The following is a 22,130-nucleotide window of genomic DNA, read 5'->3' as shown; positions in this document are numbered from 1 at the left end:
TGGCGGACGACGCACGGTACAGATCACCCGCATCGACGTCGGCGCCAATGGCATGGGGCCTGAAGCAACATCGGAACGACAAACAGCGCTCAGCCTGGCTGCGCCAGTCAGCGGCGACTCCTGTCTGAGACACCGGTAGTGGTTATGCGGAGGTCGGGGAGATGTCGGCCAGGACGGGGCGGTGGTCAGATCCAGGATCGTTGCGGCGCTCGGTGGGATGCTCAGTGACCGAGCCGGGGTCGTTGTCGAACGTGGTGGCGGTGTCGACGTGGGTGACCAGGGCGTGGCTGACGAGGATGTGGTCGATCAGCTCGGGACGGCCCCGGTAGGTGCGCGAGTGGCGCTTGTCTTCGGGGATGAGCGGGGCGAGGTTCCACAGCCGGTCGCCGTCGCCGGCGTCGGGCCGGTCGAAGCCCCCGGTGCCGATCTCCGAGCCGGGTGGGCCATTGAGCAGGGTGGTGGTGGCTGCGTGTGGGGTGTCGTTGAGATCGCCAAGCACGATCACCGCGCGGTCCTGTCCCCGGCCGTCGAGGAGGCCGTTGGCGTAGCTGCGTACGGTGGCGGCTTCGGCGGCACGCCGATGCAGCGCATAGACCGCATACCGGGCACGTTCCCCCTCGTCGCGGGGCTGAATCGCCCGCCCGGATAGGTCAGCAGTTTCGATTTCATATGGCAGGTCACCAGCGTGATCGTGGTGCCCTCGGCCTCGACACGGGCGCGCAGCAGTGGGCGGCTCATCTCGCGGGTCGTGTCACCGTCGTCGTTGACCTGCACTCCGGCCAGTTCGGGTGGGTACTCGGCGCTCTGCTCGGTCTCGGACAGGGGCAGGCGGGACAAAAAGCCCACACGGATGCCACGCCCGTCGGGCTCGGCCAACGCGGTGTGCCACTGCCCCTGCAGATGCTGGACGAGATCCTCCAGGGCCTCGGGCTCACCGACCTCCTGCACGGCCAGCACCTGCGGGTTCATCGTCGTGATCGTGCCCGCGAGCGAGGCGAGCTTGGCCTGGTACTGCTCGTCGGTGTCCGGACCAGCCTCGCTGTCCGGACGGAACAGGTTCTCCAGGTTCCACGTCGCAACCCTGACCACAGCGTGCTCCCTGCCCGTCTCGACACCACGTCCATGATCACTCTCACCACAAGGCGACCAACATGCAACACCGCCGCGGTCACCAGCAGGCAAACATCCCCTGACACCGTCCCGAGCAACCCCTTGCCGTCGCGGACGATCTGGGGGCGTACAGGACCTGGCGGTACCGGGCTCTGAGTAGTAGGCGTACAGGATCTGGCGGTGCACACTCCAGTTACCGGTGTCGGAAACCACGTCGACAAACGCGGGAGGCGGTCGGCCTCGAGGCAGAGAACAGCCCGGTGAGGCCGTCACTGCTCAGAGCTCGCCGTCGGTGTCACGGGCGCGGGACCATCACCCACAGCACGAGGTAGAGCACGAACTGCGGACCCGGCAGCAGGCAGGAGAGCACGAACACCAGCCGCACCAATCCACGCGGCAGGCCGAACCGGTCGGCCAGACCCGCGCACACGCCGGCGATCCACGCGCCCTGGCGCGGACGGATGAGCCTGTTCTTCTGTGCCGTCATGCCCCCATCCTCCCGCAGAGGAAGGGCCCTGACGCGATGGGAGTCACCCAGGACCATCTTTATAACTGTTATAAATCTGGTCCTTAGTGATGACCACTACCCCACGTCGCTGCCGCCGCGCGCGGTGCTGCAGGACTGGGCCCGGCACGTGCAGCACGAGCTCGTCAGCGACACGCTCACCGCCGAGCAAGCCGTGGGCGCGTTGGCAGAGCTGCGCCGGGCGAGCCGGGATTTCAGTGCTCTGGCCGATGCGCTGCTGCTGGCCGCGCGCCGACAGGGCGCCTCACTGCCGGCCCTGGCCGCGGCCTGGTCCACGTCGGGCCGCCGCGAACTCGTCCGCGAGCCGGACGCTCGCCTCACAACGCTGGTCGACCGCGTCGGCACCGTCGAGGACGCCCTCGAGCGCATCCTGCGTCTACCCACGCCCGACAGCGACACGACGTGACCACCGGCGCCCATTTGTGCATTCGGGTGGGTACGATCACGCCGCGGCGCGAACTTGGGGGTGGAGCATGCGTCCTGAGGCGTTAGCGCAGCTCGTGGACCGGCAGGCAGACCTCGGCACCGGGTGGGTGCCGCTCCAGCAGGTGGCGCACCTGTTGGGATGGTCGCTGCAGCAGCAACGCAGCCAGCTCTCGACGCTGCAGCACGCGTTGGAAGCCCACCCGTGGTACCTCGCGTTGACGCAGGCGAGCACCGGCCCGGTCGTGCACGCCGGGGACCTGCGCGCTCGGGCCCGGCAGCTGACCCACGGCTACCGCGAAGGACTCGCCTGACAACCCGACCCCCCGGGAATGCGGGCACCGTTCGCGCGGCCGGCCGGTGCCACGGCATGACGTCACGCGAGTAGGTGGATCACCACCCCACGCTCTCCCCGAGTTGGCGTTCGCGCTGCATGCTGATCAGCATGATCGTCCCCCGAAACCACCGCCGCGGTGAGCAGCACAGCATCCTCGAGCACGCCCCGATCCTGCAGTTCGCCCCGAAACCGACGCAGGTCGTCGACGTCGAGCTGCACCGCGTGGCCGATCCCGAGGGCCCGGAGGTCACCGGCTGGACCGCGCGCTGGGGCCTGCACGGCTCGGACCGCAGCAGCGCAGACCACGACGAGGACCTCGCCGAGCTGCTCCGCGCGATCCTCGACGACCTCGTCCCGCTGTCCGAGTTCTACACCCTGACGCTGGCCTGGCAGCTCGGCGGAACCGCCCCCGAAGGGCACACCGTCGCCGAGGCCATCGCCGACGCCGGCATCACCCTGCCCACGAGCATGCCCCAGACCTACGCCTAACCCCGCTGCCGGGACGAGCACCGCGCACGAACGCGCCGCCGACGCCTCAGCACCGGGCCGCTGAGGTTGGCTGCGCGCGCCTGGCGCGACCGTCCGCGACCGATCGATCCGACCGCGGACCGAAAACCGCCACAACACCCTGTGATTTCCACTGAGACGCGAACAACCAGCGCACAGGGTGGTTTCGGCGGTTGAGGAACATCGGAACGACAAACGGCGCTAAGCCGTGAGCGTTGCTGGTCGGTGGGTTGAGCCGTGTCTCTTGCTCCGGCCGTCGAGGCAGGTCCCGCAGATAGTCATGCGTTATCTGCGGAACCCGCCCACCAGCACGCTCACCGCTTAGCGCACGATCCGACATGGATGTTCCTCAAGCCCCGCGCTTACCACCGCGGTGGTAGCCACTTTCGCCGACAAGGGACACCAAGGCGCTGGTGGCGCCGTCGGTACCCCGTACCGCGGCCGAACCTGGCCGAGTTCCCCAAACCTACAACCAGTGCCACGCCGCGGCAGCACCTCCCCACCATCCGCAACCTCCATCACGCTACGACGTAATCAGATTGAAAAGGGCTCCCTGATTCTGACATGAGCGTTTCGAGGTTCGACTGTCACTCGTCCAGCTGTTTCGACACCCGGTTCAGCACACCTAATCTCGGAGCTGGAAATTCCACGACGAAGGAGTCACAGGCGATGGCGTGCAACAACTCCGTCGAAGTCCTCCACGACGCCGTCAACACAGAAAAGCCGGTAGTCATCGTGAACAGGCTCAGCGGCGGATTCCTCTGGAACTCCGGTGACCTGCAGCTTGGTTGGGCCGAATACGACCTCAAGGACAAGAACGGCAACGTCAACCCCGCATACAGCTACCTCTGGCGCATCTACTCGGAGCGCGTCAACGGCGAAACCGTCTACCGCATCCGGACGAACGCCGGCGCGAACCCGGAAAACCAGACCCAGTATTTCTGGACCGTCAACACCACCGTCGATCCCGGAAATAGCGGCATCCTGTGGAAAGAGTGGATCGAAAGCGGTGACTGGGCGGATGCCCAGCGTTGGAGCATCATCACCACCTGCGAAGGTGGAGTCGCGTTCGTCCCGCACTACGCGCGAATCTACGTTCTCGGCCTCATGAACCGCGAGTTGACGTCAGGCGGATGCGTGCGTCCAGTCCACGTTTTCTACAACGGCTATATCGCCCTTGGCTGCACCTGGGAGATTGTCTACGAAGCTGAGGTCGATCTTGTTGCAGCGTCGAAGGCTGACAACCGGGTCGTCGGTTGATCCGAACGGCGGCCAGGGAGGCCACGATGCGCGGCTAACCTCCCGCCCGATCTGAGTAGTATTGGTACAAGATCTTTCGGTAGCTGGCGGTCCGCTGCTCTATCGGAGGATCCTGTACGTCTGCTGCTGATGTTGCGGTCATGAGGTTGTTGTCTGCTGACGGGGTATGCGAGGGGCGGGTCTTTCAACGGCGGGATGAGAAGTGCGACCAACTCGTCTGCCGAAACAGAAAGACCCGTCCATGCATCATCGTCATGCCCCGCTGTCTGTCGAGGGCCGCCGCTGACTCATCGCGTGGTGCCAGGGCCCGCCCGATCGCGCATGTCGCTGCCGAGATGGGCTCTCGCGTCAATGCGCATCCAAGTGGGTCAACCGGTGGCGCCGCTACGGCGAGGCTGGATTGCTCGACCGGCCCAGCGCCCCGCACCACCGGGCTTGAGGAACATCCATGCAGGATCGTGCGCTAAAACCCCGATACGCCCGCGCCTCGACCCACTCAACCCGTTCGTCGTTGCTGTCCATACCGGCCAGCCTGACAGGGGGTCCTGACATTGATGGATTTCAGTCAACACTGATGGCATAGCGACATCTATCTTGTTCCTCGCCGGAGTCACTGGTCAGCGATCTGTTTCCACCCGTTGGCCCCGTGACGCTCGTCCGCGTACCGGCTGACCACGCTCGCCAACGTCTCGTCGACCTCGGTGTAGCGGGCTGGGTTACTCCTCCAGTGCCTGATGTGCACGGATTCACGGAATCGCGGTGCTGATCTCCGCGGCGAGTTCCCCCGGCCCCTCGACGTGAGCGAGATGCCCCTGCCCGTCCAGGCGCACGACCTTCGCCTGCGGCATCGCCCCTGCCACGGCGTCGAACGCCGTTCCGTACGGCGGAATGCCGTCGTTGCGACCACCGAGGATGAGCGTGGTCGGGACCTCGACGGCCCCGTATCCCTCGAAACCGGGCTCGTGATCGTCGATCACCGCGAGTTCTTCGACTGCGGCAGGGGTGAGGAGGCGAAGCGACGACCACAGTTCGGAAGCGCGGAGCTCGGCGACATCCGCCGCGGGAACCCGCGCAATGTCCACGTTCACGATCTCCAGAGCCGCATCGAGGTCCCCGCGCTGGACGGCTTTCCGCAGCTTCGCGAGGGATTCACGACCGAACGGGCGAACGACCGGTTCGTAGAGCACCAGAGCGCGCACATCGTTGCGTTCCGCGGCCGCTTCCTGCGCGACAAGACCGCCGTAGCTGTGCCCGAACAGCACAGCAGGTTCACCGAGCGAGTCGAGCACGTGGTGGAGATCGTCGATCTCGGTGCGCAGCGAGTATCCGCCGCCGAGGGGACCGCTCGGCGCGCGACCCCTGCGGTTGAGCACGATCACGGGGTTGGGGAGCTCGATCGCGTCGACCACCTGCTGCCAGGCGTCGGCGTCGGCGAGGGCGCCGTGCACCAACACCAGCGGCGTGCCTTCCCCGGCGCGCATGTTGGCGATCAGTTCGATGCCGTCGGGACGGTCGAAGCGCAGCTCGTTCACGGCGACCCCTTCGTAGATCGGACTCTGCGCCAGGTCAACCCGCCTCGGAACGACAGTATTCCACCAGGCACGCGCCACGACGGCTCGTCACACGTCCACCTCCGCCAGCTCCTTTTCCCGCACACGCCGGTAGAGCAGCTTCTTGCCGACCTCGACGACCGAGTCGTCTCGCTCGAGGATCAGCATCCGCGCGGGGACTGTCAGGAGAACGGCTCTGTCCCATATTCGGTGGTGACGGTCCGTTTCGGTCGAGCGCGGTGCGTTATGCCAGGGTGATCCCGGTGCGACGTTGATCAACTTCTAAAACTAGTGTTCTCGGGATTGTCTTCGCTGGTCATCCAGGGGTTGAAGACGATGCCGGGACGATCGTTGTCCGAGCCGCGACACGGTCGCGACCGGTGGTGTGCCCGGGATGCGCCATGAAGACCGGGCGCGTGCATGGCTATGTCGAGCGGCGGCTCGCGGATGTGCCGGTGGATGGAAGACCGGTCGTGGTGCGAGTGCGGGCACGACGGATGCGTTGCTGCACTGTGGACTGCTCGCGGCAAACGTTCCGCGAGCCGCTGACCGTGGCCGGGCGGTATCAGCGCCGTACTGGCCGGCTGGCTACACAGGTGGGTCATGTGGTGCGGGAGTTGGCTGGTCGTGCTGGTGCCCGAGTGCTGGCCGGCCTCGGTGTGCTGATGTCACGACGTACCGCGCTGCGGACATTGTTGCGGTTACCGGTGCCGGACCGGCCGGTGCCGACGGTGATCGGCGTGGACGATTTCGCTTTGTGCAAGCGGCAGCGCTATGCCACTGTGATCATCGACGCGGGCACCGGTGAGCGCGTCGACATTCTGGCCGACCGCACCGCGGCCACGCTCGAAGCCTGGTTGCGCGAGCATCCCGGTGTCCGGGTGGTGTGCCGGGATGGGTCCGGCGCCTACGCTGAAGCGATCCGCCGCGCGCTGCCCACCGCGGTGCAGGTCGCGGATCGGTGGCACCTGTGGCCCGGCCTCGCCGCGGCCGTGCTCAAGGAAATCGCAGCACACAGCGCCTGCTGGGACAAAACTGGCCCACCACCCCGCGAAGGCAAACGCGCCGCCACGACCCGCGAACGCTGGCGGCAAGTGCATGATCTGCTCGATCGCGGCGTCGGGCTGCTCGAGGTCTCCCGCCGGTTGAACCTGGCGCTGAATACGGTCAAGCGCTACGCCCGCATCGACCAACCCGAACGATTGGTGCGGGCTCCGCAGTACCGGCCCACCCTGGTTGACCCGTTCCGGGACCACCTACGCCGCCGCCGTGAGGAAGATCCGGCTGTGCCCGTACTGCAGCTGTTCCACGAGATCACCGAGCTCGGCTACACCGGCAGCCAGAACCTGCTGTATCGCTACATCACGCAAGGACGCGTCGAGTCAGAGCGGCCGGCGATCTCTCCCAAACGCCTCACCCGCTACCTGCTGACCCACCCGGACAAGCTCACAGATCACCAGCGAGAGTGGATCGACGCCGCGACCGGTGCCTGCCCCGAGATGATGAGACTCGCTGCCCTCGTTGGCGACTTCGCCGCGCTGCTCCGTTCCAACGCTGGCAACGACGAATCCCTGAGTCGCTGGATCGAGCAGACTCGATCCGAAGAACTGCCCCACCTACACGCCTTCACCCGCGGCCTCGAGCTCGATCGCCAAGCCGTGGATGCCGCGGTCAACCTGCCATTCCACAATGGACGAACAGAAGGCGTGAACACCAAGACGAAGCTGATCAAGCGGCAGATGTACGGGCGCGCAGGCTTTACCCTGCTGCGCCACCGCATCCTCCTCGGCTGATACCACGAACCGTCACCACCGAATACGGGCCAGAGCCGTTCTCCTGACAGTCCCGTCCAGCGGTAGCCCCGCTCGAAGCCTGGTTGCGCGAGCATTCCGGCGTGCAGGTGGTCTGCCGAGATGGCTCCGGCGCCTACGCCGAAGCGGTCCGCCGCGTACTGCCCGAGGCGATACATGTCGCGAATCGGTGACACGTGTGATACGTGCGCCGTGAGGCGCTGGTTGATCGGGTGGAGGTGTGAGACCTTCGCCGCCCTCTTGTCGCAGCAGGGAAGTTGGGGGCAGCCCGATCTGGGCGGGGTTGATCGAGCGGGCAGGCACCTCGTCGGTGGAGACGAAGCTCAGCAGCCCTCCCAGGAGGTTCCCGCGAGGAGCACCAGAGGAGCTCGTTGCCGTGATGTGTGCACGCTGGATAGCCACCCCGAGTGCACATCGTCACGAGGTTTGGTGACCGCGATGTTCGTGCATCCGAGGGGAAGCACGAGCCCAATGCCCTGCCATCGCACTCGCGCGGATGGCAGGTCAAATACAGATGTGCACGCCCGCTAGGTAGGCAATTATGCAGGAACCCGACGAACGCTTAGCCATGCCGCAACCGTGCGATGAATGGTCTCAGTTGATCGTGGCCGCCGAGGCTGCCGGGCGAGAGGCCGCCCGGCAACTCGCACAGCGTTCCCCGTGTTCCCAGCTGGGCCGACGGGGCACCGCATCAATCGAGGTCACGCCTATCGATTCCCCCGTTGCCGCGTGGCTCTACGAAACGGACCGCGCGTTGCCCACCGCGACAGACAGCGGGGTGGTGCTGCCGTTGCCGGTGACCGCCGAGGATCTGGCCCCCGCTGCCAACGCGGCGGAGAAGGCCCACACCCTGCGCATCGCACGCGCCTACGCGAGTGCGTACGCCACGGTGCTGGAGGAAGAAGCTGGCGTGACCACCGAGATCCACCTCCTCGCCCGCCTGATGCCCCTCCCGCAGCAGCGCACGGAGCCGCCGGCCCGATCGGACACGCGGACGCCGCTCGTTCCGCCGACGCCGTAGACACATCGCCGGTTTCCGCCGACACTGGCACTGTGCGGCTCAGCTGCGAGAGCCGCACCCCAGTCATGAGTAGCCCGGCCCGGAAGCCGCAGCGAACGAAGCTGGTGCATCCATGCATGACCACCCTGATGCCAACACCGTGACAACATGTGCTGCTGCAACCGCGGAACCGCAGGAGATCCCTCGGCAGCAGCCCGCCGACCGGTTGCAGGTGGTAGTGAAACACTGTGGCGATGTTCTGACGCTGACCGCGAGCGGGGTCGTCGACGCCGACACCGCCCTCCGCTTCGGTGAACCTCTCCGCAACGGAGGCGCCAAGTTAACTGGATCCGTTTTGATCAACATGGCTGAAGTGTCGTCTCTCGATACCGCGGGGGTCGTGGCGCTGCTCGAAGCCGCACGGCGAGTGAAGATGGCCGGCGGAGTCCTGATCCTGGTACCCAGTGCCGCCGTCGAACAACTTCTCGAGCAACTCGAGCTGACCGAGCGGTTCACATTCCACCCTCGGACATAATTCGTGGCGCTCCACGACGACCAGCCTCCACGACCACCCCACCAGTGAGCCGGGGCACCGCCTCGACGGGTCAGGAGACTGCAGGCCAACGGCGCAGGGCCCGGTCGCCCCCGACTGGGATGCGATCACGTCGCCGCGACTGCCCAGGGAGGAGGAGTCTGCGGCCCGCCTAGTTGGTTCGTCCTGCATACCGGTCGTCCAGGACGCATACTCGGCTGGTCACGGCAATGGCTGTGACGATCGAAGTGGGTTGAGTTGCAGAGGGGCGGCATCGGACTCTCGGTCCCGGCTGCTCCCTGTGTCCTCCGGTAGGCGCGCACGGGCTGCAGGAGGGGATGCGCGCGGAGGTGAACAGAGCCTCGGGGCCTGCCATCGCGCCGACCCCGGGGCTTCTGTCGAAGCGGTAGAGCGTGCCGAGGACTCGTGCGCCACACAGCTCGACTGGTCACGCTCACTTGCGGCTGGCAACTGTCCCACCGCTGTCGAGCCTCGGAGGTGCCCGAGGGAACGGTCCACTTGACCGACGTGATCGTTTCAGTGCCGGGGAGGCCGCCACCGAGCGCTTTCCGCGCGAGGGCGCTCATATCCCGCTGGCCAGCAGACGTGTTCGTGCGCTCCGTTTCGGGTGCGCTCTGTCTCTTCCTGCTCCCACCGGGCGGAGTGGATCACACCTGCGGCTGGTGGGCGAGCAGGTGGGCAGGACGGATGGTGCGTTCGGCGAGGCTGCGGGCCAGGTCGGTGAGGTGTTGGTTGTTGGCGCGGGGGTAATCGCGCAGCAGTGCAAAGGTCTGCTGCGGGGACAGGCCGCCGGCTTCGGCGAGAACGCCGTTGGCTTGTTCGATGACGACGCGGTGGTGCAGGGTCGCTTGCAGCTGTTCGGGCAGGGTTTCCCGGCGGTGTGGTGGTGCAGGATGCCGACGGTGGCCTGGTCGGCCAGTGCTTGGCCGAGCTGGAGGCTGTCCTCGTCGACGGCGACGGGTTCGGTGTTGAGCAGGGTCGGCGCTCCGACCTTTTCGTGGCGTAGCCGCATGGGCAGGGCCGCGGCGGTGCGGAAGCCGGCGGCCATCGCGGCTTCGGTGAAGGCGGGCCAGCGGGTGTCTTCGGCGGCCAGGTCGGAACTGCTCACCGGGGCACTGGTCTGGATGCTGTCCTGGCAGGGGCCTTCGCGGGTTTGGGTGGCCAGAAGCTCGATCAGGCGCACGTCTTCGCTGGTGGCGGCGGTGGATGCCAGCCGCCGCTCTGGTCGGACAGGATCACGCCGGCTGCGGTCACGTCGAGCAGTTCTGCGGCGCGTTCGGCCAGCAGGGTCAGAAAGTCGAGGACGTCGAAGTCGTCGACCAGCGTGTCCGACAGGGCCACGAAGGTCTGGGCCAGCCGTTGTTCTCGCGGGGAATTCATCACCGATCTCGTTTCTCGTCCGTGCCGCAACCGCTGTCTCAGGCGGAGTTGTTCCTACGGGTCCTCGTCGGGGCTGAAGCGCAGCTGGCGGGTGGTGACCTGCCGGGCCACCTCGGTCAAGGAGAGCTCGTGGGTGTAGGCGTGTGCCCGCAGCCGCAGCAGCGCCGTCGCGCTGGTCGTCTCCAGCTGGACTTGGACCATGCCGGTGGCCTGGTGCACCTCGGCGTGCGGGTCGGCCAGCCAGCTGGCGTCGGCGCTGCTGCGGCCTTCCAGTTCACCGAGGATGGTGTGGGTGGCCAGCTCGGCCAGGATCACCCCGTCAGCGGTTTGGGCGGCCGACAGCGAGCCGGGCGTATCGCGGTAGAAGTCCAGTGAGCCCACGCGGATCACCCCTATGTGCAGGGGGAAGGAAAACACCGCGGCAGCTCCCCGCGCCTGCGCGGCGGGGGTGAAGCCGGGCCACCGGACGGTGGCGCTGGCCAGGTCGGCGATGAACACCGGCCCGCCGGTGGTGAAGGCGTCCAGGCAGGGGCCTTCGCCGACGGTGAGCTGCAGATCTTCCAGCCCGGCGCTGACGTCGTTGGTGGTATGCACCAGCCCGCGGCGCGGGTCGTGGTCGTTCCCGTCGGTGACCGGTGTGAGCACCGTGGCCCCGGCTCCGGTGACCGACAGCTGCTACACGGCCAGTGCCGCACAGCACACCCATCCGCGAGGTCGTCTCGTTCGCCCGGGCACTGGCCGTCTTCAGCTGGGACACCAGCAGTGCCCGCCGGTCCTCGCTCATCGTTCACTCCGTAGGTCAGCCGCTGCGGCGGCTGGAGGAGAATGCTCCCGCCGGCTGCTGGGCCGGGGCGACCGGCGAGACCTCAGTCCTTCCCTCGCGTCCGGGCCAAGACCTGCTCGGGGCCCCGCTTGGGAGAGGATCCTTCATCATTGCGACTGCGAGTCCGAACGTGCGTCCTGTCGGGTCAGCCACTGGGCGACCGCGACGAGTTTCATATTGGCCTCCTGCGAGGAGGACACCAGCAGCCGGAAGGCTTCGTCGGCCCCAACACCGAAGCGTTCCATGAGCACGCCCTTGGCCTGGCCGATCACATCACGGGTGGCCAAGGCCTGCTGCAGCCGAGCCACGTGGCGAGCCTCGCCCAGAGCCGTGGCCGCGTGCTCGGCGAACAACTCGCCCAGCAGGTGCGCGTTGCTGTCGAAACTGCGCGGACGAGCAGCATACAGGTTCAACGCTCCCAGTGAGCCGTCGCGGGCGAACAGTTGGAACGAGAGCATGCTGCCCACCCCGAGCGCGGCGGCCTGCGGGGCGAACCGCGGCCACCGGTGCGCCTCGCCGCTCAGGTCCGCGATGGTGACCGTGTGCTGGTCCCACAACGTCGTCACGCACGGGCCCTCGCGGTACTCGGCCTGCCACCGGTCGACCTCGTCGACTGTGGCGTGGCTGGTTGCCGCCGAGGTGATGGTGCTGTCTTTGTGCAGCAACGACACGCCGGCCTGTTCAGCACCTGGCACGGTTTTGACCGCCGCGGTCACGATCAGCGATAACGTGGCTGTCTCATCGCCGATCTGGGCCGTGATCAACTTCCGCGCCGCCGAGGAGAGGGCGGGCACGAAGCCGTCAGCCCCGGCGAGCGCGTCTGTGTCTGCCATCGTCTATGCCTGTTCCATTTCGGGCCCCCTCACCATGGGGCCAGTTCGAACTCAACCAACAGCTTTCGAGAACTCTCGCCTCAGCCGTGCCCGCCCCGGGCCCTGCGCTCGGGATGGGTCCTGGAAGGTTGCGGCTGGGGCTGCTGTGCGGCAGCGCAGTGCCCTGCGATGAGGGAGCGGGCCAGGAGTTGGGCGCGGCCAGCGGCCGCCTGATCACCTTCGGCCGCAGCGATGATCGCGCCTTTCATCATCAGATGGAAGCTGTGGGCGAACTCCTCCGGGGCGGCCAGTCCCGCCTGGTCGGCGAGGTCCTCGATCAGCGTGCGGATGTCGGCCAGGTAGTCGAGGCCGGCCTGGCCGAGCGGATGCGCTGGTCCCGTTTCCAGCAGCACATTGATAAACAGGCAGCCCTCGAAATCCGCACAGTGAAACCACTCGTCGAACACGTCGAAGACCGCTAGCAACTGCTGCTCGGCCGCGTCGGCCCGCGCCCGGATCCCCGCGGTCAGCAGTTACTGGGTCCAGCGCTGTTCGCGCTCGACCAAGCACGCCCGCACCCGCTCGGTCTTCGAGGCGAAGTGGCGATACAGGCTCGCCTTGGCCACACCGGAACGGGACACGATCTCGTCCACGCCCACGTCCCGCACACCGCGTCGGGTCCCCAACGTATACGCATGCGCCACGAGGCTGGCCCGCACCGTCGACCGTGCTACCACCACCGGTTCGTGTGTCATCAGTCCGAGTGCAGGCAGGCAGCCCTCCGCGTAGATAGGCAGAGCGGTCTCACCGTCAGTACGTTGGACTCGGTTGGTTTAACAGAAAGCCGCCAGGAGGACATCAGGCGTGGTGCCTGCGGCACCCCGCTCTGCGACGAATGGGGCTTTCTGATGCATCCATCCGAGTTGGCCTCTCGCTCGGGGCCGAGCACGAGCAGTAGCGGCGCTTCAGAAGCGGGAACCGCTATCACTCGTTCGGGGGTCAATCTGCGAGTGAGCTATCCGGCTCCGCAGCTGGCTGTGGTGCAACGTAAACGGTGAGCTCGACGCGGCAACCACACCCAGGCTGGCGGCGCTGGTATGGCCCCGCCTGCAGTCCAAGCTGGGTGGGCCGTGCTCGACCTGCACGAAGTGACCTTCCTCGGGGTCGCTGGCCTGGAACTGGTCGACGCCCTGCGCTTCTACGTCCTGCACTGCGGCAAGACACTGGTGCTGGTCAACTCTAGCCGGGCCGTGGACCGGGCTCTGGCGGCCGGCGGGCTGGCCGCGATCGTGCCGTGCTACCCCACCCACGAGGCCGCCGCCGACGCCCTGTTCATGCCCACCGGCGCTGCTCTGCCCCAGGAGACATGATGGGCATCTCCTCCCACCTGTTGCACCGCGACGCGCTGGTCAGCCTCCGGGCAACGCCTGGCCCCACGCAGAGCGACGAACACGCTCAGAGCGAACTGCGGGGCCAGCTCGACGCCCTCGACGAGGCCATCCGACTGGCCGCCCCTCCGCGTGCGCCCCGGTTGATACCCGGGTTGTTCGATCTCGTGCCGCTGCCGAACGGCATTCTGGATGATTCCGATCAGCTGCAGGATGCCAACGACGCCCTGGCCCAGCTGCTGGGCTACGCCCGCAACGAGCTGGTGGAACAGGACACCGGCGAAGCCTGGACGTGTCGTGGTACCCGTTGCGCCGTATGATGGGTGCGCTGTCCACGGCGAGACCGCCTGCGCTTGGGTGGGGGGAGGCATGAGAGGGCCGCAGGAACACGAGGCCCGCCCACATGACGATGAGACGGGGCGCCCGCCATCGCGGAACGAGACCCACCAGCAGCTGTCCCTGCTGCCGGAGAGCATGGACGAGTACGCGATCTTCTCGTTGGACGCGGGGGGGCGTGTGCAGAGCTGGAGTGCTGGCGCCGAGCGGGTTAAGGGCTACCGCCCCGAGGAGATCATCGGCGCGCACTTCTCGGTGTTCTACCCGCAGCAGCAGGCCGCTTCCGGTTACCCGGGCTGGGAGCTGGAGCGGGCCGCAGAGATCGGCTTCTACATCGACGAGGGCTGGCGCCTGCGCAAGAACGGCGAGCATTTCCGGGCCCAGGTGGTCATCACGGCGCAGCGGACCCCGGAGGGGGCGCTGAGCGGTTTCATCAAAGTGACGCGGGACCTGACCGAAGCCCGCGAGCGGGAACGACGATCGCGCCGGCAGTTCACCGACCTGTTCTACCTCGCGCCGGTGGGCATCTGCGTGCTCGACGACTCCGAGCAGGTGCTGGACGCCAACGAGGCGATGTGCGAGCTGCTGGCATGCCGGCTGCCCGACCTCCACGGCACGACCGCCACCAACCTGCTGCATCCCCGGGATCCGGGCGGAAAGCTCCTGCCCACGAACACGGGCGCTCCGGGTTTTTCGGGGCGTGAGCGCATGCCGCTGCGGGTCTTGGCCCGCTCGGACGGACAACCGGCGGAGTGCGACGTGCACAGCACGCTCTCGACGCAGCAGGACGGGCTCCGCCTCTGGCTGGTCGTGTTCCAGGACGTCAGCAAGCAGGCCCGACACGCCGAGGAGCTGCACCAGCAGGCCACCCACGACGACCTGACGGGGTTGCTCAACCGTTCGGGACTCAACGAGCTGCTCGGGAAGTTGCGCGAGACCCCCGCCGGGCAACCCGCCGTACTGTTCTGCGACATCGACAACTTCAAGCGGGTCAACGACTCTCTGGGCCACGACGCGGGTGACGAGCTGCTGGTAGTACTGGCTCGGCGCCTGCGCAGGGGACTGCCGGAGCAGTGTGCGGCGGCTCGGCTCTCCGGCGACGAATTCCTGCTCGTCTGCTCGGACGTCGACGCCGTCGACGGCCTGCACGCCTTCGCGACGTGGGCTGCGGACCTCTTGCACACGACGCTGCCGATGCGTGGTGAGGTGGTGCGCGTGTCGGCCTCCGTCGGAGCCACGTTGTTCGACCCCGCCAGCATGGCCGCCGACGACCTGCTGCGCATCGCCGACACGGCGATGCTCAACGCCAAATCGGGAGGATCCGGGCGCATTTCCCTGGCTGATCCGAACCAGGTCACCACGCTCAGCGGGCAGGTGCGCTTGGAAGAGGAGCTGCGCCAGGCCATCGACCACGACGGCTTGGCGCTGCAGTACCAGCCGCTGGTGACCCGGGACGGCTCCGTGGTGATGGCTGAGGCACTGCTGCGCTGGCCCCATCCCGAGCGAGGCCAGCTGGCTCCGGACATCATCATGCCCGTGGCCGAGCAGGGAGACCTGCTGCGCGCCCTGGACCTCTGGGTGCTGCGCACGGCAACGCGCGAGGCCGTGGGCTGGCCGCACTCGCACGGCAATCCCGTGGCCATCGGTGTGAACCTAGCCGGACTGCTGCCCGACGACCCCTCCTTCACCGAGGAGATCCGCACCCTCGTCACCGACAACAGCCTCGACTGGCACCGCCTCGTCCTGGAGGTGCTGGAGACCGTCCTGGTGGATCAACCCACGCAGTCGCGGGAGGTCATGGCCGAGCTCGCCGAGAGAGGGTTGCGATTCGCCATGGACGACTTCGGCACCGGCTACTCCTCGCTGGCCCGCCTGAACGACATCCCCACGCAGATCATCAAACTCGACCGCCGGTTCGTCTCCCGGCTGGAGAACGCTGCCGACTACGCTATCGCACGGGCCGTGGTGGACATGGCCCACGCCATGGGACGGGCCTGCGTCGCCGAGGGGGTGGAAACCGCCACCCAGTTCCGAGTGCTCGACGAACTCGGAGTGGACATCTTCCAAGGTTTCCTGTTCTCCCGGCCGCTGGCGCCCGAGGATTTCCGCGCCCTGCTGAACGGCGGGCCGCTCTCACCGCACCCGTAGTTCCGGGGGTTCGCTCGAGCGGGAACTCCGCACTTCCCCGCCTCGGAGGCAGTGCCGCTGACGGTTGGTAGGGCCTCCTGCAGGCTGCTGGCCAGCAGATCTTCGTCGAGGTCGGCGACGTGCAGGGCGCGCAGGAGCTCGTGTCCGGTGCCCACGACGGGCAGGGTGATGTTGTGCTCGGCCGCGCTCACACGGAACTGCTCGAGCAGCTGCAGCCCGGCCGCTCCGAGGAATTCGACCGCGGAGAGCTCGATCGCAGAGCAGGCCGCTTCTCCCCCGCGCAGAGAACGATACCTGGACGTCAGGCCGGAGCGGATCACCGGCCTCCTCGGCAGGAGGCTCGCCGCTCCCCCGGCTGACTGCTCAATCGCCTCCAGCATGTGCAGCGGGCGCGAACTGCCACTCGTTCACCGCGTGCGCGCACCGATGATGTCCCTACCGGAAGATCGATGACGTGCGGGAGACCGGGCTCCCCGCGCCGGAAAGCGCGTACAACGCAGGAATGGCCCCTCGTCAACGGCTTCCCCTCCTCCCGAGCACCGGTTTCGCGCCCGGCGCTCACGGGCAGGCCTCGAGGGATGACATCGCACGAGAAGTCCTGTTCACCTCGCTCCGTCCGGAGGGTGGCCGGGGCCGTCGGCATCGGTGCCGCCGGCGGGATGGCCGCTGCGATCAGCGCGTTGGTCGGCCGCAAGGTGGCGGCGACCACCAAAGTCGGCAGGGGCCACCCCCTCATGCACCGCGCGCTCGATCTGGCGGCCGGCATCATGCAGCCGAAGTACCCGTTGGAGGCGATGAGCACCTACCTCAACGGCTTCCACATGTACGCCGACGAGATGGGGCGGCAAGTCGAGGCCACGCACTTCTGTACCCATCTGCGCCATGACCTGCACCAATGCGTGATTTTCGACCGCAACGCCCCCGACGCCCGACTCATCGGGATCGAATACATCATCAGCGAGGAACGCTTCCGCAACCTCCCCCACGAGGAGAAGCAGCTCTGGCACAGCCACCACTACGAGGTCAAGTCCGGCATCCTGACCGCGCCCGGCATCCCCGAGATCGCCGAGCACGCCTACTTCAACGACCTCGTGACCACCTACGGGAAGACGTTCCACACGTGGCAGTACGACCGTGAGGATTTCCCCTACGGGATCCCGCGACTGATGATGGGTTTGACCGAGGACGGGCAGGCCCACGAAGCGTTGATCCACCACCGGGACCGCGCGTTGGGCCTTTCCACGCCGCATGCGCGGCAGAACCGGGCCGACATCCCGACTCCGACGGTCGCGCCGGGCGCCAACCTCTGGGAAAGCGGCCGAACCGTGCAAACACGCCTGGAGGAGATGCCTTTCCAGTGGTGACCGCCCCCGAGGCTTCCCTCCCAGATGGGCAGGTCGATGAACCTGCTATCGGTGCGGGTCAGAGCATCCCCTTCGTGCCGTGTTCGTAGCAGCCCGGAAACCGGGCCGGATGCCCGCAGCAAACGAGCTGCACCCCAGAGGTGCGACGGTGAACGAGACTCGGCATCTTGGCGGTGGCCCAGGCTGGTATCCGGGTAGTGGCCGGGCAACGGCCGGCCGGGTTCAGCCCCACGTGCGCATGGCCGCCCGCACGTCCGGAGGATGAGCGAGCAGCGGCACGCACTCGCCCGCACCATGAGCACGCTGGCCACAGCCTCGAGACCGAGTAGGAGGAGAACCACACCCCGGCCACCGTTTGCGCAGACCGCGGTAACCACGACGTTCGGGGCAGCCCCCGACGAGATCACCCAGCTGCACCATCGCCGGATCATTTCGCAGGTGCACAGCGAAGGTGCGCCAGTGCGATGCGATCAAGAGGAACTGGGCGAGGGCCCGGGTCTGGATGCGATCTGGAAGCAGGATGCCCCCGTCGCCATCGACCTGGCTACCGACGATCGCTGACCCATCCTCGGGCACGCACCAGCGCGCTCGGCGCCGAGAGCCCGGCCACGTGCCAATTCTACGTGGCCCAGGACACGCTCGGCGCGCTGAACCTCTACGGCAGGCGCAGTGGACGGTTCGACCACGAGACCCAGACATCGGCGGGGGTGTTCGCCACCCACGCGGCAGTCACCTTGCTCGGGCTCAGCTCAACGAGGCGCTCGTCTCCCGCGACGCCATCGGCCAGGCCAAGGGGTTGCTGATGATCCAACACGACATCACCAGTCCCCACGCCTTCGACCTGCTCGTGCGCGTCTCGCAGAAGTCCAACATCAAACTCACCGAACTCGCCTCCTGGATCGTGCCCAACCACGAACAACCCGGCTGGCTGCCCCGCCGCAGAGCACGTGAACCGCGATCAGCCCGAGAGGCGAAAAAGTCCATCAGCTCCGGTGGCCGATTTCATGCCCAACGGACTTCGAGGAGCCACACTTCGGCTCGTTGGTGCAATCGCAGAACTGCACTGGTCAATCTGTTGTGTGAACTTGAGCTGCTCAGGAACGCATCAACGAGGGCTCTGCGTTGGCATCGGCGGCGAATTCGCGTTCCGCATGCGACTGTGGACCTGTGGAACCTCGCCACTCTTCAGTAAGAGGCCCTAACACATTGATGATCTTGATGTGAGATGATCTTGGTGTGACTGCGCCATGGATCGTCTCGGACGCGTTGTGGGAGCGCATCGAGCCGTTGCTGCCGGTACGCCCGGCCGGTAAGACCGGTCCGAAGCCGTTGCCGGACCGGCAGGTGCTCCAAGGCATCTTGTTCGTGCTCATCACGGGCATTGGGTGGGAAGACCTTCCCCAGGAGCTGGGGTTCGGTTCGGGGATGACCTGCTGGCGCCGGTTACGGGACTGGCACGAGGCGGGCGTCTTCGCTGAACTCCACGAAGTGCTGCTCGCCGAGCTACACGCAGCCGGTCAGATCGACTGGTCACGAGCGATCGTGGATTCGTCCCATGTGCAGGCGAAAAAAGGGGGTCAGCGACCGGCCCCAGCCCGGTAGACCGCGGCAAGACCGGCTCCAAGCACCACCTCATCACCGAGGGCCGCGGGCTGCCGCTCGCGGCCATCCTCACCGGCGGCAACCGCAACGACATCACCCAACTCCTCCCACTGGTCGAAGCCATCCCGCCCGTGCGCGGCCGACCTGGCCGACCGCGACGCAAGCCCGACGTTCTGGTCGCTGACCGTGGCTACGACTATGATCATCACCGGATTCTGTTGCGACAGCGGGGAATCCGACCGCTGATCAGCCGCCGTGGTACCCGGGACAACAACCAACCCGTGCGCTGGGTGATCGAACAAACCCTCGCACTACTGCACCAGTTCCGACGCCTGGCCACCCGCTGGGAGCGCCGCACCGACATCCACAACGGCTTCCTCACCCTGGCCACCAGCCTCATCTGCTGGCGCCGACTCCCACAACCAATGCGTTAGGAGCTCTAAGCAGAAACATGGCTCCCACCTTCCCGGATCGAGGGCTTGCCGGTTGGCCACGGTCGTGGCCCTTGGGCTGGTCGTCCTCACCGGGTGTTCGGCGACCGGAGCGCTGCTCGGCCCCAAGACCCGTCTCCCCGAACCCCGCGTTGTCGCTCTGAAGACCGAAGTGCCCGTGCACGGACCGGTCTGGTCCAAGAACGAGCGTGTACTGCTTGCTTTGTCCGAGGGCACCTCCCGGATCGCGAAGATCGACCCGTCTGTGGGAGGTTCCGGTTCAACGCCAAGGGCGCGGACCACGTTGTCCAGGAGCTTCCGGGAGGTCGGGAAAAACATCGAAACCAGCCCCGCTGGACACAATGTCGTGTACTTGCCTCAACCGGGCCTGAAGAAAGTCGGCCGCATCCGGGGACGGCGGCGGCTGGCGGGCCGCGGCCACGGCAACAGCCAGGCCAAGACCGTCGAACGTCGCAAGACAGCCTGTGCCCGGGCCAGATACGTCTATCTGCACTCCGCGCTCGATGGCTACTCGCGGCTGGCCTACACCGAGGCGCTGCCGGAAGAGAAAGCCAGCACGGCATCACCCACATCCAGGGGAGCGTGACCGACCACGGCGCCCGCTCTCGCGCCGGCGACTTCGCCACCCCGCTGCGCGGGCCCGGCACCAGCGCATCACCCCCTCCACACCCCGGCACCACGGGAAAGGCGAGCGCTATGCACGCCTTCATCCGCAAGCTCGATCAGGGTCGGCAGGCCGTGAACGCCGACCTCTCCCCTCCGCAGCACAATGGCGGAAAGAGTGAACACCAAGGTGATCAAATGACAAATGTACGGTCGCGCAGGATTCGCTCTTCTCCGCCACTGCATGCTGCTCGGCTGAACTATCGAACGTCACCACCGAACGTGAGCTAGGTCCGTGAGGTCGACACTGCTGTTTCGCGCTATCCGAGTCCGGGAACTCCCGCTTGAGACAGTCGAGCCGGATTGCCCGCTGCTGTTGGGCTCGCTTTCCTGGCCAGACGGTCTCCAGCGGGCTCGACCGGCGCTGCAGCGTAACCCGTGGTCGTGGAGGGTACGATGGCGAGCAAGATCTGGACAGGTTCGCTCAACTTCGGTCTGGTGACCATCCCGGTCGCTGCCTACAGCGCGACGCAGAACCACACGATTCAGTTCCACCAATACCAAAGCGGCACCTCAGACCGTGTCCGCTATATGCGGGTGAATGAACGCACCGGCAAGCAGGTGAACTATGACGACATCGTCAAAGGTCGCGAGGTGCGGGGCCAGCTAATCACCGTCACGCCTGAGGAACTGGACGAGATCGCACCCGGGCGCTCCCGCACCCTCGACATCACCACGTTCGTCGACCTCGACGAGATCGACCCGATCTACTTCCACAAGACGTATTGGCTCGCCCCTACCAGCGATGAACACGCGCGCCCGTACGCCTTGTTACGCCAAGCGCTGGCGGAGCGGAACAAGGTCGGCCTAGCCAGTTTCGTGCTGCGCGGTCGACAATACCTGAGCGCCATTCGCGCCGATGCCGGCATGCTGGCACTGGACACGCTCTTCTACGCCGACGAGATTCGCCCCCCGTCCCAGGCCAGCCGCGACTGGTCACAACCCGAGCAACTCCGCCAAGACGAGCGGCGCATGGCCACCGAGGTCATCGATTCCATGTCCGGCTCCTGGCAACCCGAGAAGTTCAGCGACACCTACACCGAACGTGTGGAGGAACTGCTCGAAAGCAAACGGCAGGGGCGCAAGCCCGAGGCCGCAGCACCACCTCCCGAAGCGACCAACGTCGTCGACCTCACGGACACGTTGCGCCGCAGCGTCGAGCAGGCCCGGGGCTCCCGGGAGCCGCAACGACGCAACTCCCAGCATGACAGCCGTTCCTCGCAGCATCAGCGCAGCAACCGAGATGACCTTGCCGAGCTCACCAAGTCGGAACTCGGCCGGCTCGCCCGTGAACACGGCATTCCGAAACGCTCCACGATGCGGCGGGCCGAACTCGAACAGGCCATCGCGCACGCGCGCACGAGCGGCAAGAAGGCCTCATGAGGCCGCCCTGCACCTGCCACGACAAGCGGCGATGACAGCGCAGAGCCTGCTAGCCGGGCTGTGCACCTAGCCGGCCGGCCTCGGGACGCACTGTGCTCTGGCGTATCCGCGCTTGCGCACACGGCCACATCACTCATGCCGCATACTGCAGACGTGTGCGTCTGAGCGAAAAGCCCCCTTCGCGGGTGAGTCTGGACTGAGTAACAGGTCTTTCCGACACGGTGCGTGTCCGAAGCCCCGCACGCCTGCGTTGGCACACAACAGGGTCAGTACCGGTATGGGCTTCCCGGGTGGGCGTACGCCGAAGAACCGGGGACGGTTGCGGAACGCAGGAGCTGCCGGCATCGCGGGCGGCTGCTCGTTTGCCGTTTCAGTTCGTGGCGCACGTGGTACCTCCTGCGGCGTGGTTGCTGAGGCCGCCGGGGGTGTACCGGCCGCAAGCGGATACTCAGTTGCTCGTGGAGGTGCTCAACGACAGCGGCATGCGGCATGGAGCGCGAGTGCTTGATGTGAGCACGGGGCCGGCGCGCTCGCCATTGCTGCGACCCAGGCCGGCGCTGCGCACGTCGCTGTCGTGGAAGTCTTCCGTTGTGCAGTAACGGCGACTCGTTTCAACAAGCTTGTGCGTGGGCTGCCAGTACGGGTGCAGCGTGGTGATGCAGTGGATGGGGTCCGCGATCGGTAGTTCGGCGTGGTGACGGC

The 22,130-nt window shown here is 66.8% G+C and carries 24 protein-coding genes and 4 pseudogenes; 17 read left to right on the top strand and 11 right to left on the bottom strand.

What is annotated here, in order from left to right; all coding sequences use genetic code 11:
* Positions 1–142: 142 nt before the first annotated feature.
* The 3 genes from ACVGV0_RS09660 to ACVGV0_RS09650 form a co-directional block, all read right to left on the bottom strand.
* Positions 143–586 carry an endonuclease/exonuclease/phosphatase family protein gene (locus ACVGV0_RS09660; protein WP_459159972.1) on the bottom strand — a complete coding sequence of 148 codons (444 nt, stop codon included), beginning with the start codon at positions 584–586 and terminating at the stop codon, positions 143–145.
* Positions 502–1,089 (bottom strand): endonuclease/exonuclease/phosphatase family protein, encoded by a 588-nt coding sequence (locus ACVGV0_RS09655; RefSeq protein WP_459159521.1) that lies wholly within the window; start codon positions 1,087–1,089, stop codon positions 502–504. The genes ACVGV0_RS09660 and ACVGV0_RS09655 overlap by 85 nt, the downstream gene beginning before the upstream one ends.
* 316 nt (positions 1,090–1,405) lie before the next feature.
* A complete protein-coding gene (locus ACVGV0_RS09650; protein ID WP_459159520.1) occupies positions 1,406–1,597 on the bottom strand; it encodes a PspC domain-containing protein in 192 nt (63 codons plus the stop codon).
* Positions 1,598–1,721: 124 nt separating this feature from the next.
* On the opposite strand from ACVGV0_RS09650, the gene ACVGV0_RS09645 reads away from it, so the two are divergent.
* The 5 genes and pseudogenes from ACVGV0_RS09645 to ACVGV0_RS09625 all read left to right on the top strand — a co-directional run.
* Positions 1,722–2,042 (top strand): hypothetical protein, encoded by a 321-nt coding sequence (locus ACVGV0_RS09645; RefSeq protein ID WP_459159519.1) that lies wholly within the window; start codon positions 1,722–1,724, stop codon positions 2,040–2,042.
* 67 nt (positions 2,043–2,109) lie between these two features.
* Positions 2,110–2,373 (top strand): hypothetical protein, encoded by a 264-nt coding sequence (locus tag ACVGV0_RS09640; protein WP_459159518.1) that lies wholly within the window; start codon positions 2,110–2,112, stop codon positions 2,371–2,373.
* 131 nt (positions 2,374–2,504) lie between these two features.
* Positions 2,505–2,885 carry a hypothetical protein gene (locus ACVGV0_RS09635; protein WP_459159517.1) on the top strand — a complete coding sequence of 127 codons (381 nt, stop codon included), beginning with the start codon at positions 2,505–2,507 and terminating at the stop codon, positions 2,883–2,885.
* Positions 2,886–3,572: 687 nt separating this feature from the next.
* Positions 3,573–4,163: a hypothetical protein gene (locus tag ACVGV0_RS09630; protein ID WP_459159516.1), complete on the top strand. Its 591-nt coding sequence runs from the start codon at positions 3,573–3,575 to the stop codon at positions 4,161–4,163.
* 289 nt (positions 4,164–4,452) lie between these two features.
* A pseudogene (locus ACVGV0_RS09625) lies at positions 4,453–4,587 on the top strand (helix-turn-helix domain-containing protein); the annotation flags it as partial.
* Between the two features lie 322 nt (positions 4,588–4,909).
* On the opposite strand, the gene ACVGV0_RS09620 reads toward ACVGV0_RS09625, so the two are convergent.
* The gene (locus ACVGV0_RS09620) at positions 4,910–5,695 is read right to left on the bottom strand and encodes an alpha/beta fold hydrolase (RefSeq protein ID WP_459159515.1); all 786 of its coding nucleotides are present in this window, start codon (positions 5,693–5,695) and stop codon (positions 4,910–4,912) included.
* 309 nt (positions 5,696–6,004) lie between these two features.
* On the opposite strand from ACVGV0_RS09620, the pseudogene ACVGV0_RS09615 reads away from it, so the two are divergent.
* The 3 genes and pseudogenes from ACVGV0_RS09615 to ACVGV0_RS09605 all read left to right on the top strand — a co-directional run bounded on the left by ACVGV0_RS09615 (position 6,005) and on the right by ACVGV0_RS09605 (position 9,059).
* Positions 6,005–7,506 (top strand): annotated as a pseudogene (locus ACVGV0_RS09615) (ISL3 family transposase).
* 559 nt (positions 7,507–8,065) lie between these two features.
* Positions 8,066–8,545, top strand: a complete 480-nt coding sequence (locus ACVGV0_RS09610; RefSeq protein ID WP_459159514.1) for a hypothetical protein — start codon at positions 8,066–8,068, stop codon at positions 8,543–8,545.
* A 112-nt stretch (positions 8,546–8,657) separates the two neighbouring features.
* Positions 8,658–9,059, top strand: coding sequence for an STAS domain-containing protein (locus ACVGV0_RS09605; RefSeq protein ID WP_459159513.1), 402 nt, complete (start codon positions 8,658–8,660; stop codon positions 9,057–9,059).
* Between the two features lie 665 nt (positions 9,060–9,724).
* Here ACVGV0_RS09605 and ACVGV0_RS09600 read toward each other — a convergent pair.
* The 6 genes from ACVGV0_RS09600 to ACVGV0_RS09575 all read right to left on the bottom strand — a co-directional run bounded on the left by ACVGV0_RS09600 (position 9,725) and on the right by ACVGV0_RS09575 (position 12,847).
* A complete protein-coding gene (locus ACVGV0_RS09600) occupies positions 9,725–9,901 on the bottom strand; it encodes an ANTAR domain-containing protein (RefSeq protein ID WP_459159971.1) in 177 nt (58 codons plus the stop codon).
* A gap of 349 nt (positions 9,902–10,250) precedes the next feature.
* The gene (locus tag ACVGV0_RS09595; RefSeq protein WP_459159512.1) at positions 10,251–10,457 is read right to left on the bottom strand and encodes a hypothetical protein; all 207 of its coding nucleotides are present in this window, start codon (positions 10,455–10,457) and stop codon (positions 10,251–10,253) included.
* 54 nt (positions 10,458–10,511) lie between these two features.
* Entirely contained in the window at positions 10,512–11,102 is a 591-nt protein-coding gene (locus ACVGV0_RS09590; RefSeq protein ID WP_459159511.1) for a GAF and ANTAR domain-containing protein, read from the bottom strand.
* A gap of 285 nt (positions 11,103–11,387) precedes the next feature.
* The gene (locus tag ACVGV0_RS09585; RefSeq protein ID WP_459159510.1) at positions 11,388–12,113 is read right to left on the bottom strand and encodes a GAF and ANTAR domain-containing protein; all 726 of its coding nucleotides are present in this window, start codon (positions 12,111–12,113) and stop codon (positions 11,388–11,390) included.
* Positions 12,114–12,193: 80 nt separating this feature from the next.
* The gene (locus tag ACVGV0_RS09580) at positions 12,194–12,559 is read right to left on the bottom strand and encodes a hypothetical protein (RefSeq protein ID WP_459159509.1); all 366 of its coding nucleotides are present in this window, start codon (positions 12,557–12,559) and stop codon (positions 12,194–12,196) included.
* A gap of 66 nt (positions 12,560–12,625) precedes the next feature.
* Positions 12,626–12,847, bottom strand: coding sequence for a TetR/AcrR family transcriptional regulator (locus ACVGV0_RS09575; RefSeq protein WP_459159508.1), 222 nt, complete (start codon positions 12,845–12,847; stop codon positions 12,626–12,628).
* Positions 12,848–13,222: 375 nt separating this feature from the next.
* On the opposite strand from ACVGV0_RS09575, the gene ACVGV0_RS09570 reads away from it, so the two are divergent.
* The 3 genes from ACVGV0_RS09570 to ACVGV0_RS09560 are packed head-to-tail and all read left to right on the top strand — an operon-like array spanning position 13,223 to position 15,964.
* Complete coding sequence (locus tag ACVGV0_RS09570; RefSeq protein WP_459159507.1) at positions 13,223–13,462, top strand: STAS domain-containing protein; 240 nt, start codon at positions 13,223–13,225, stop codon at positions 13,460–13,462.
* Complete coding sequence (locus ACVGV0_RS09565) at positions 13,459–13,800, top strand: hypothetical protein (RefSeq protein ID WP_459159506.1); 342 nt, start codon at positions 13,459–13,461, stop codon at positions 13,798–13,800. The genes ACVGV0_RS09570 and ACVGV0_RS09565 overlap by 4 nt, the downstream gene beginning before the upstream one ends.
* Positions 13,801–13,849: 49 nt before the next feature.
* Entirely contained in the window at positions 13,850–15,964 is a 2,115-nt protein-coding gene (locus ACVGV0_RS09560; RefSeq protein WP_459159505.1) for a sensor domain-containing protein, read from the top strand.
* An 83-nt stretch (positions 15,965–16,047) separates the two neighbouring features.
* Here the strand turns inward: ACVGV0_RS09560 and ACVGV0_RS09555 are convergent.
* Positions 16,048–16,344 (bottom strand): annotated as a pseudogene (locus ACVGV0_RS09555) (STAS domain-containing protein); the annotation flags it as partial.
* 243 nt (positions 16,345–16,587) lie between these two features.
* Between ACVGV0_RS09555 and ACVGV0_RS09550 the strand changes: the two are divergent.
* From ACVGV0_RS09550 to ku, 6 genes and pseudogenes are all read left to right on the top strand, one after another.
* Positions 16,588–17,328 (top strand): OBAP family protein, encoded by a 741-nt coding sequence (locus tag ACVGV0_RS09550; RefSeq protein WP_459159504.1) that lies wholly within the window; start codon positions 16,588–16,590, stop codon positions 17,326–17,328.
* 261 nt (positions 17,329–17,589) lie between these two features.
* Positions 17,590–17,889, top strand: coding sequence for a hypothetical protein (locus ACVGV0_RS09545; protein ID WP_459160131.1), 300 nt, complete (start codon positions 17,590–17,592; stop codon positions 17,887–17,889).
* Positions 17,831–18,520 (top strand): ANTAR domain-containing protein, encoded by a 690-nt coding sequence (locus ACVGV0_RS09540; protein ID WP_459159970.1) that lies wholly within the window; start codon positions 17,831–17,833, stop codon positions 18,518–18,520. Before ACVGV0_RS09545 ends, ACVGV0_RS09540 begins: the two co-directional genes overlap by 59 nt.
* Positions 18,521–18,564: 44 nt before the next feature.
* A protein-coding gene (locus ACVGV0_RS09535; RefSeq protein ID WP_459156287.1) for an IS5 family transposase occupies positions 18,565–19,364 on the top strand; the annotation gives its coding sequence in 2 pieces (ribosomal slippage) (positions 18,565–18,910 and positions 18,910–19,364; 801 coding nt in all).
* A gap of 385 nt (positions 19,365–19,749) precedes the next feature.
* A pseudogene (locus ACVGV0_RS09530) lies at positions 19,750–20,089 on the top strand (IS481 family transposase); the annotation flags it as partial.
* A gap of 352 nt (positions 20,090–20,441) precedes the next feature.
* A complete protein-coding gene (ku, locus tag ACVGV0_RS09525; RefSeq protein ID WP_459159503.1) occupies positions 20,442–21,428 on the top strand; it encodes a non-homologous end joining protein Ku in 987 nt (328 codons plus the stop codon).
* Positions 21,429–22,130 lie beyond the last annotated feature (702 nt).

It is taken from the genome of Salinifilum ghardaiensis, assembly GCF_054491345.1.
Note: the sequence above shows the minus strand (reverse complement) of the source record. Positions and strands in the feature narration are given on the sequence as shown.

Coding starts and splice junctions, on each gene's coding strand:
- ACVGV0_RS09635 (WP_459159517.1), top strand. CDS start 2,505: ATGATCGTCCCCCGAAACCACCGCCGCGGTGAGCAGCACAGCATCCTC.
- ACVGV0_RS09560 (WP_459159505.1), top strand. CDS start 13,850: ATGAGAGGGCCGCAGGAACACGAGGCCCGCCCACATGACGATGAGACG.
- ACVGV0_RS09640 (WP_459159518.1), top strand. CDS start 2,110: ATGCGTCCTGAGGCGTTAGCGCAGCTCGTGGACCGGCAGGCAGACCTC.
- ACVGV0_RS09575 (WP_459159508.1), bottom strand. CDS start 12,847: ATGACACACGAACCGGTGGTGGTAGCACGGTCGACGGTGCGGGCCAGC.
- ACVGV0_RS09595 (WP_459159512.1), bottom strand. CDS start 10,457: ATGAATTCCCCGCGAGAACAACGGCTGGCCCAGACCTTCGTGGCCCTG.
- ACVGV0_RS09650 (WP_459159520.1), bottom strand. CDS start 1,597: ATGACGGCACAGAAGAACAGGCTCATCCGTCCGCGCCAGGGCGCGTGG.
- ACVGV0_RS09605 (WP_459159513.1), top strand. CDS start 8,658: ATGCATGACCACCCTGATGCCAACACCGTGACAACATGTGCTGCTGCA.
- ku (WP_459159503.1), top strand. CDS start 20,442: ATGGCGAGCAAGATCTGGACAGGTTCGCTCAACTTCGGTCTGGTGACC.
- ACVGV0_RS09610 (WP_459159514.1), top strand. CDS start 8,066: ATGCAGGAACCCGACGAACGCTTAGCCATGCCGCAACCGTGCGATGAA.
- ACVGV0_RS09540 (WP_459159970.1), top strand. CDS start 17,831: ATGCGATCTGGAAGCAGGATGCCCCCGTCGCCATCGACCTGGCTACCG.
- ACVGV0_RS09630 (WP_459159516.1), top strand. CDS start 3,573: ATGGCGTGCAACAACTCCGTCGAAGTCCTCCACGACGCCGTCAACACA.
- ACVGV0_RS09565 (WP_459159506.1), top strand. CDS start 13,459: ATGATGGGCATCTCCTCCCACCTGTTGCACCGCGACGCGCTGGTCAGC.
- ACVGV0_RS09545 (WP_459160131.1), top strand. CDS start 17,590: ATGAGCGAGCAGCGGCACGCACTCGCCCGCACCATGAGCACGCTGGCC.
- ACVGV0_RS09585 (WP_459159510.1), bottom strand. CDS start 12,113: ATGGCAGACACAGACGCGCTCGCCGGGGCTGACGGCTTCGTGCCCGCC.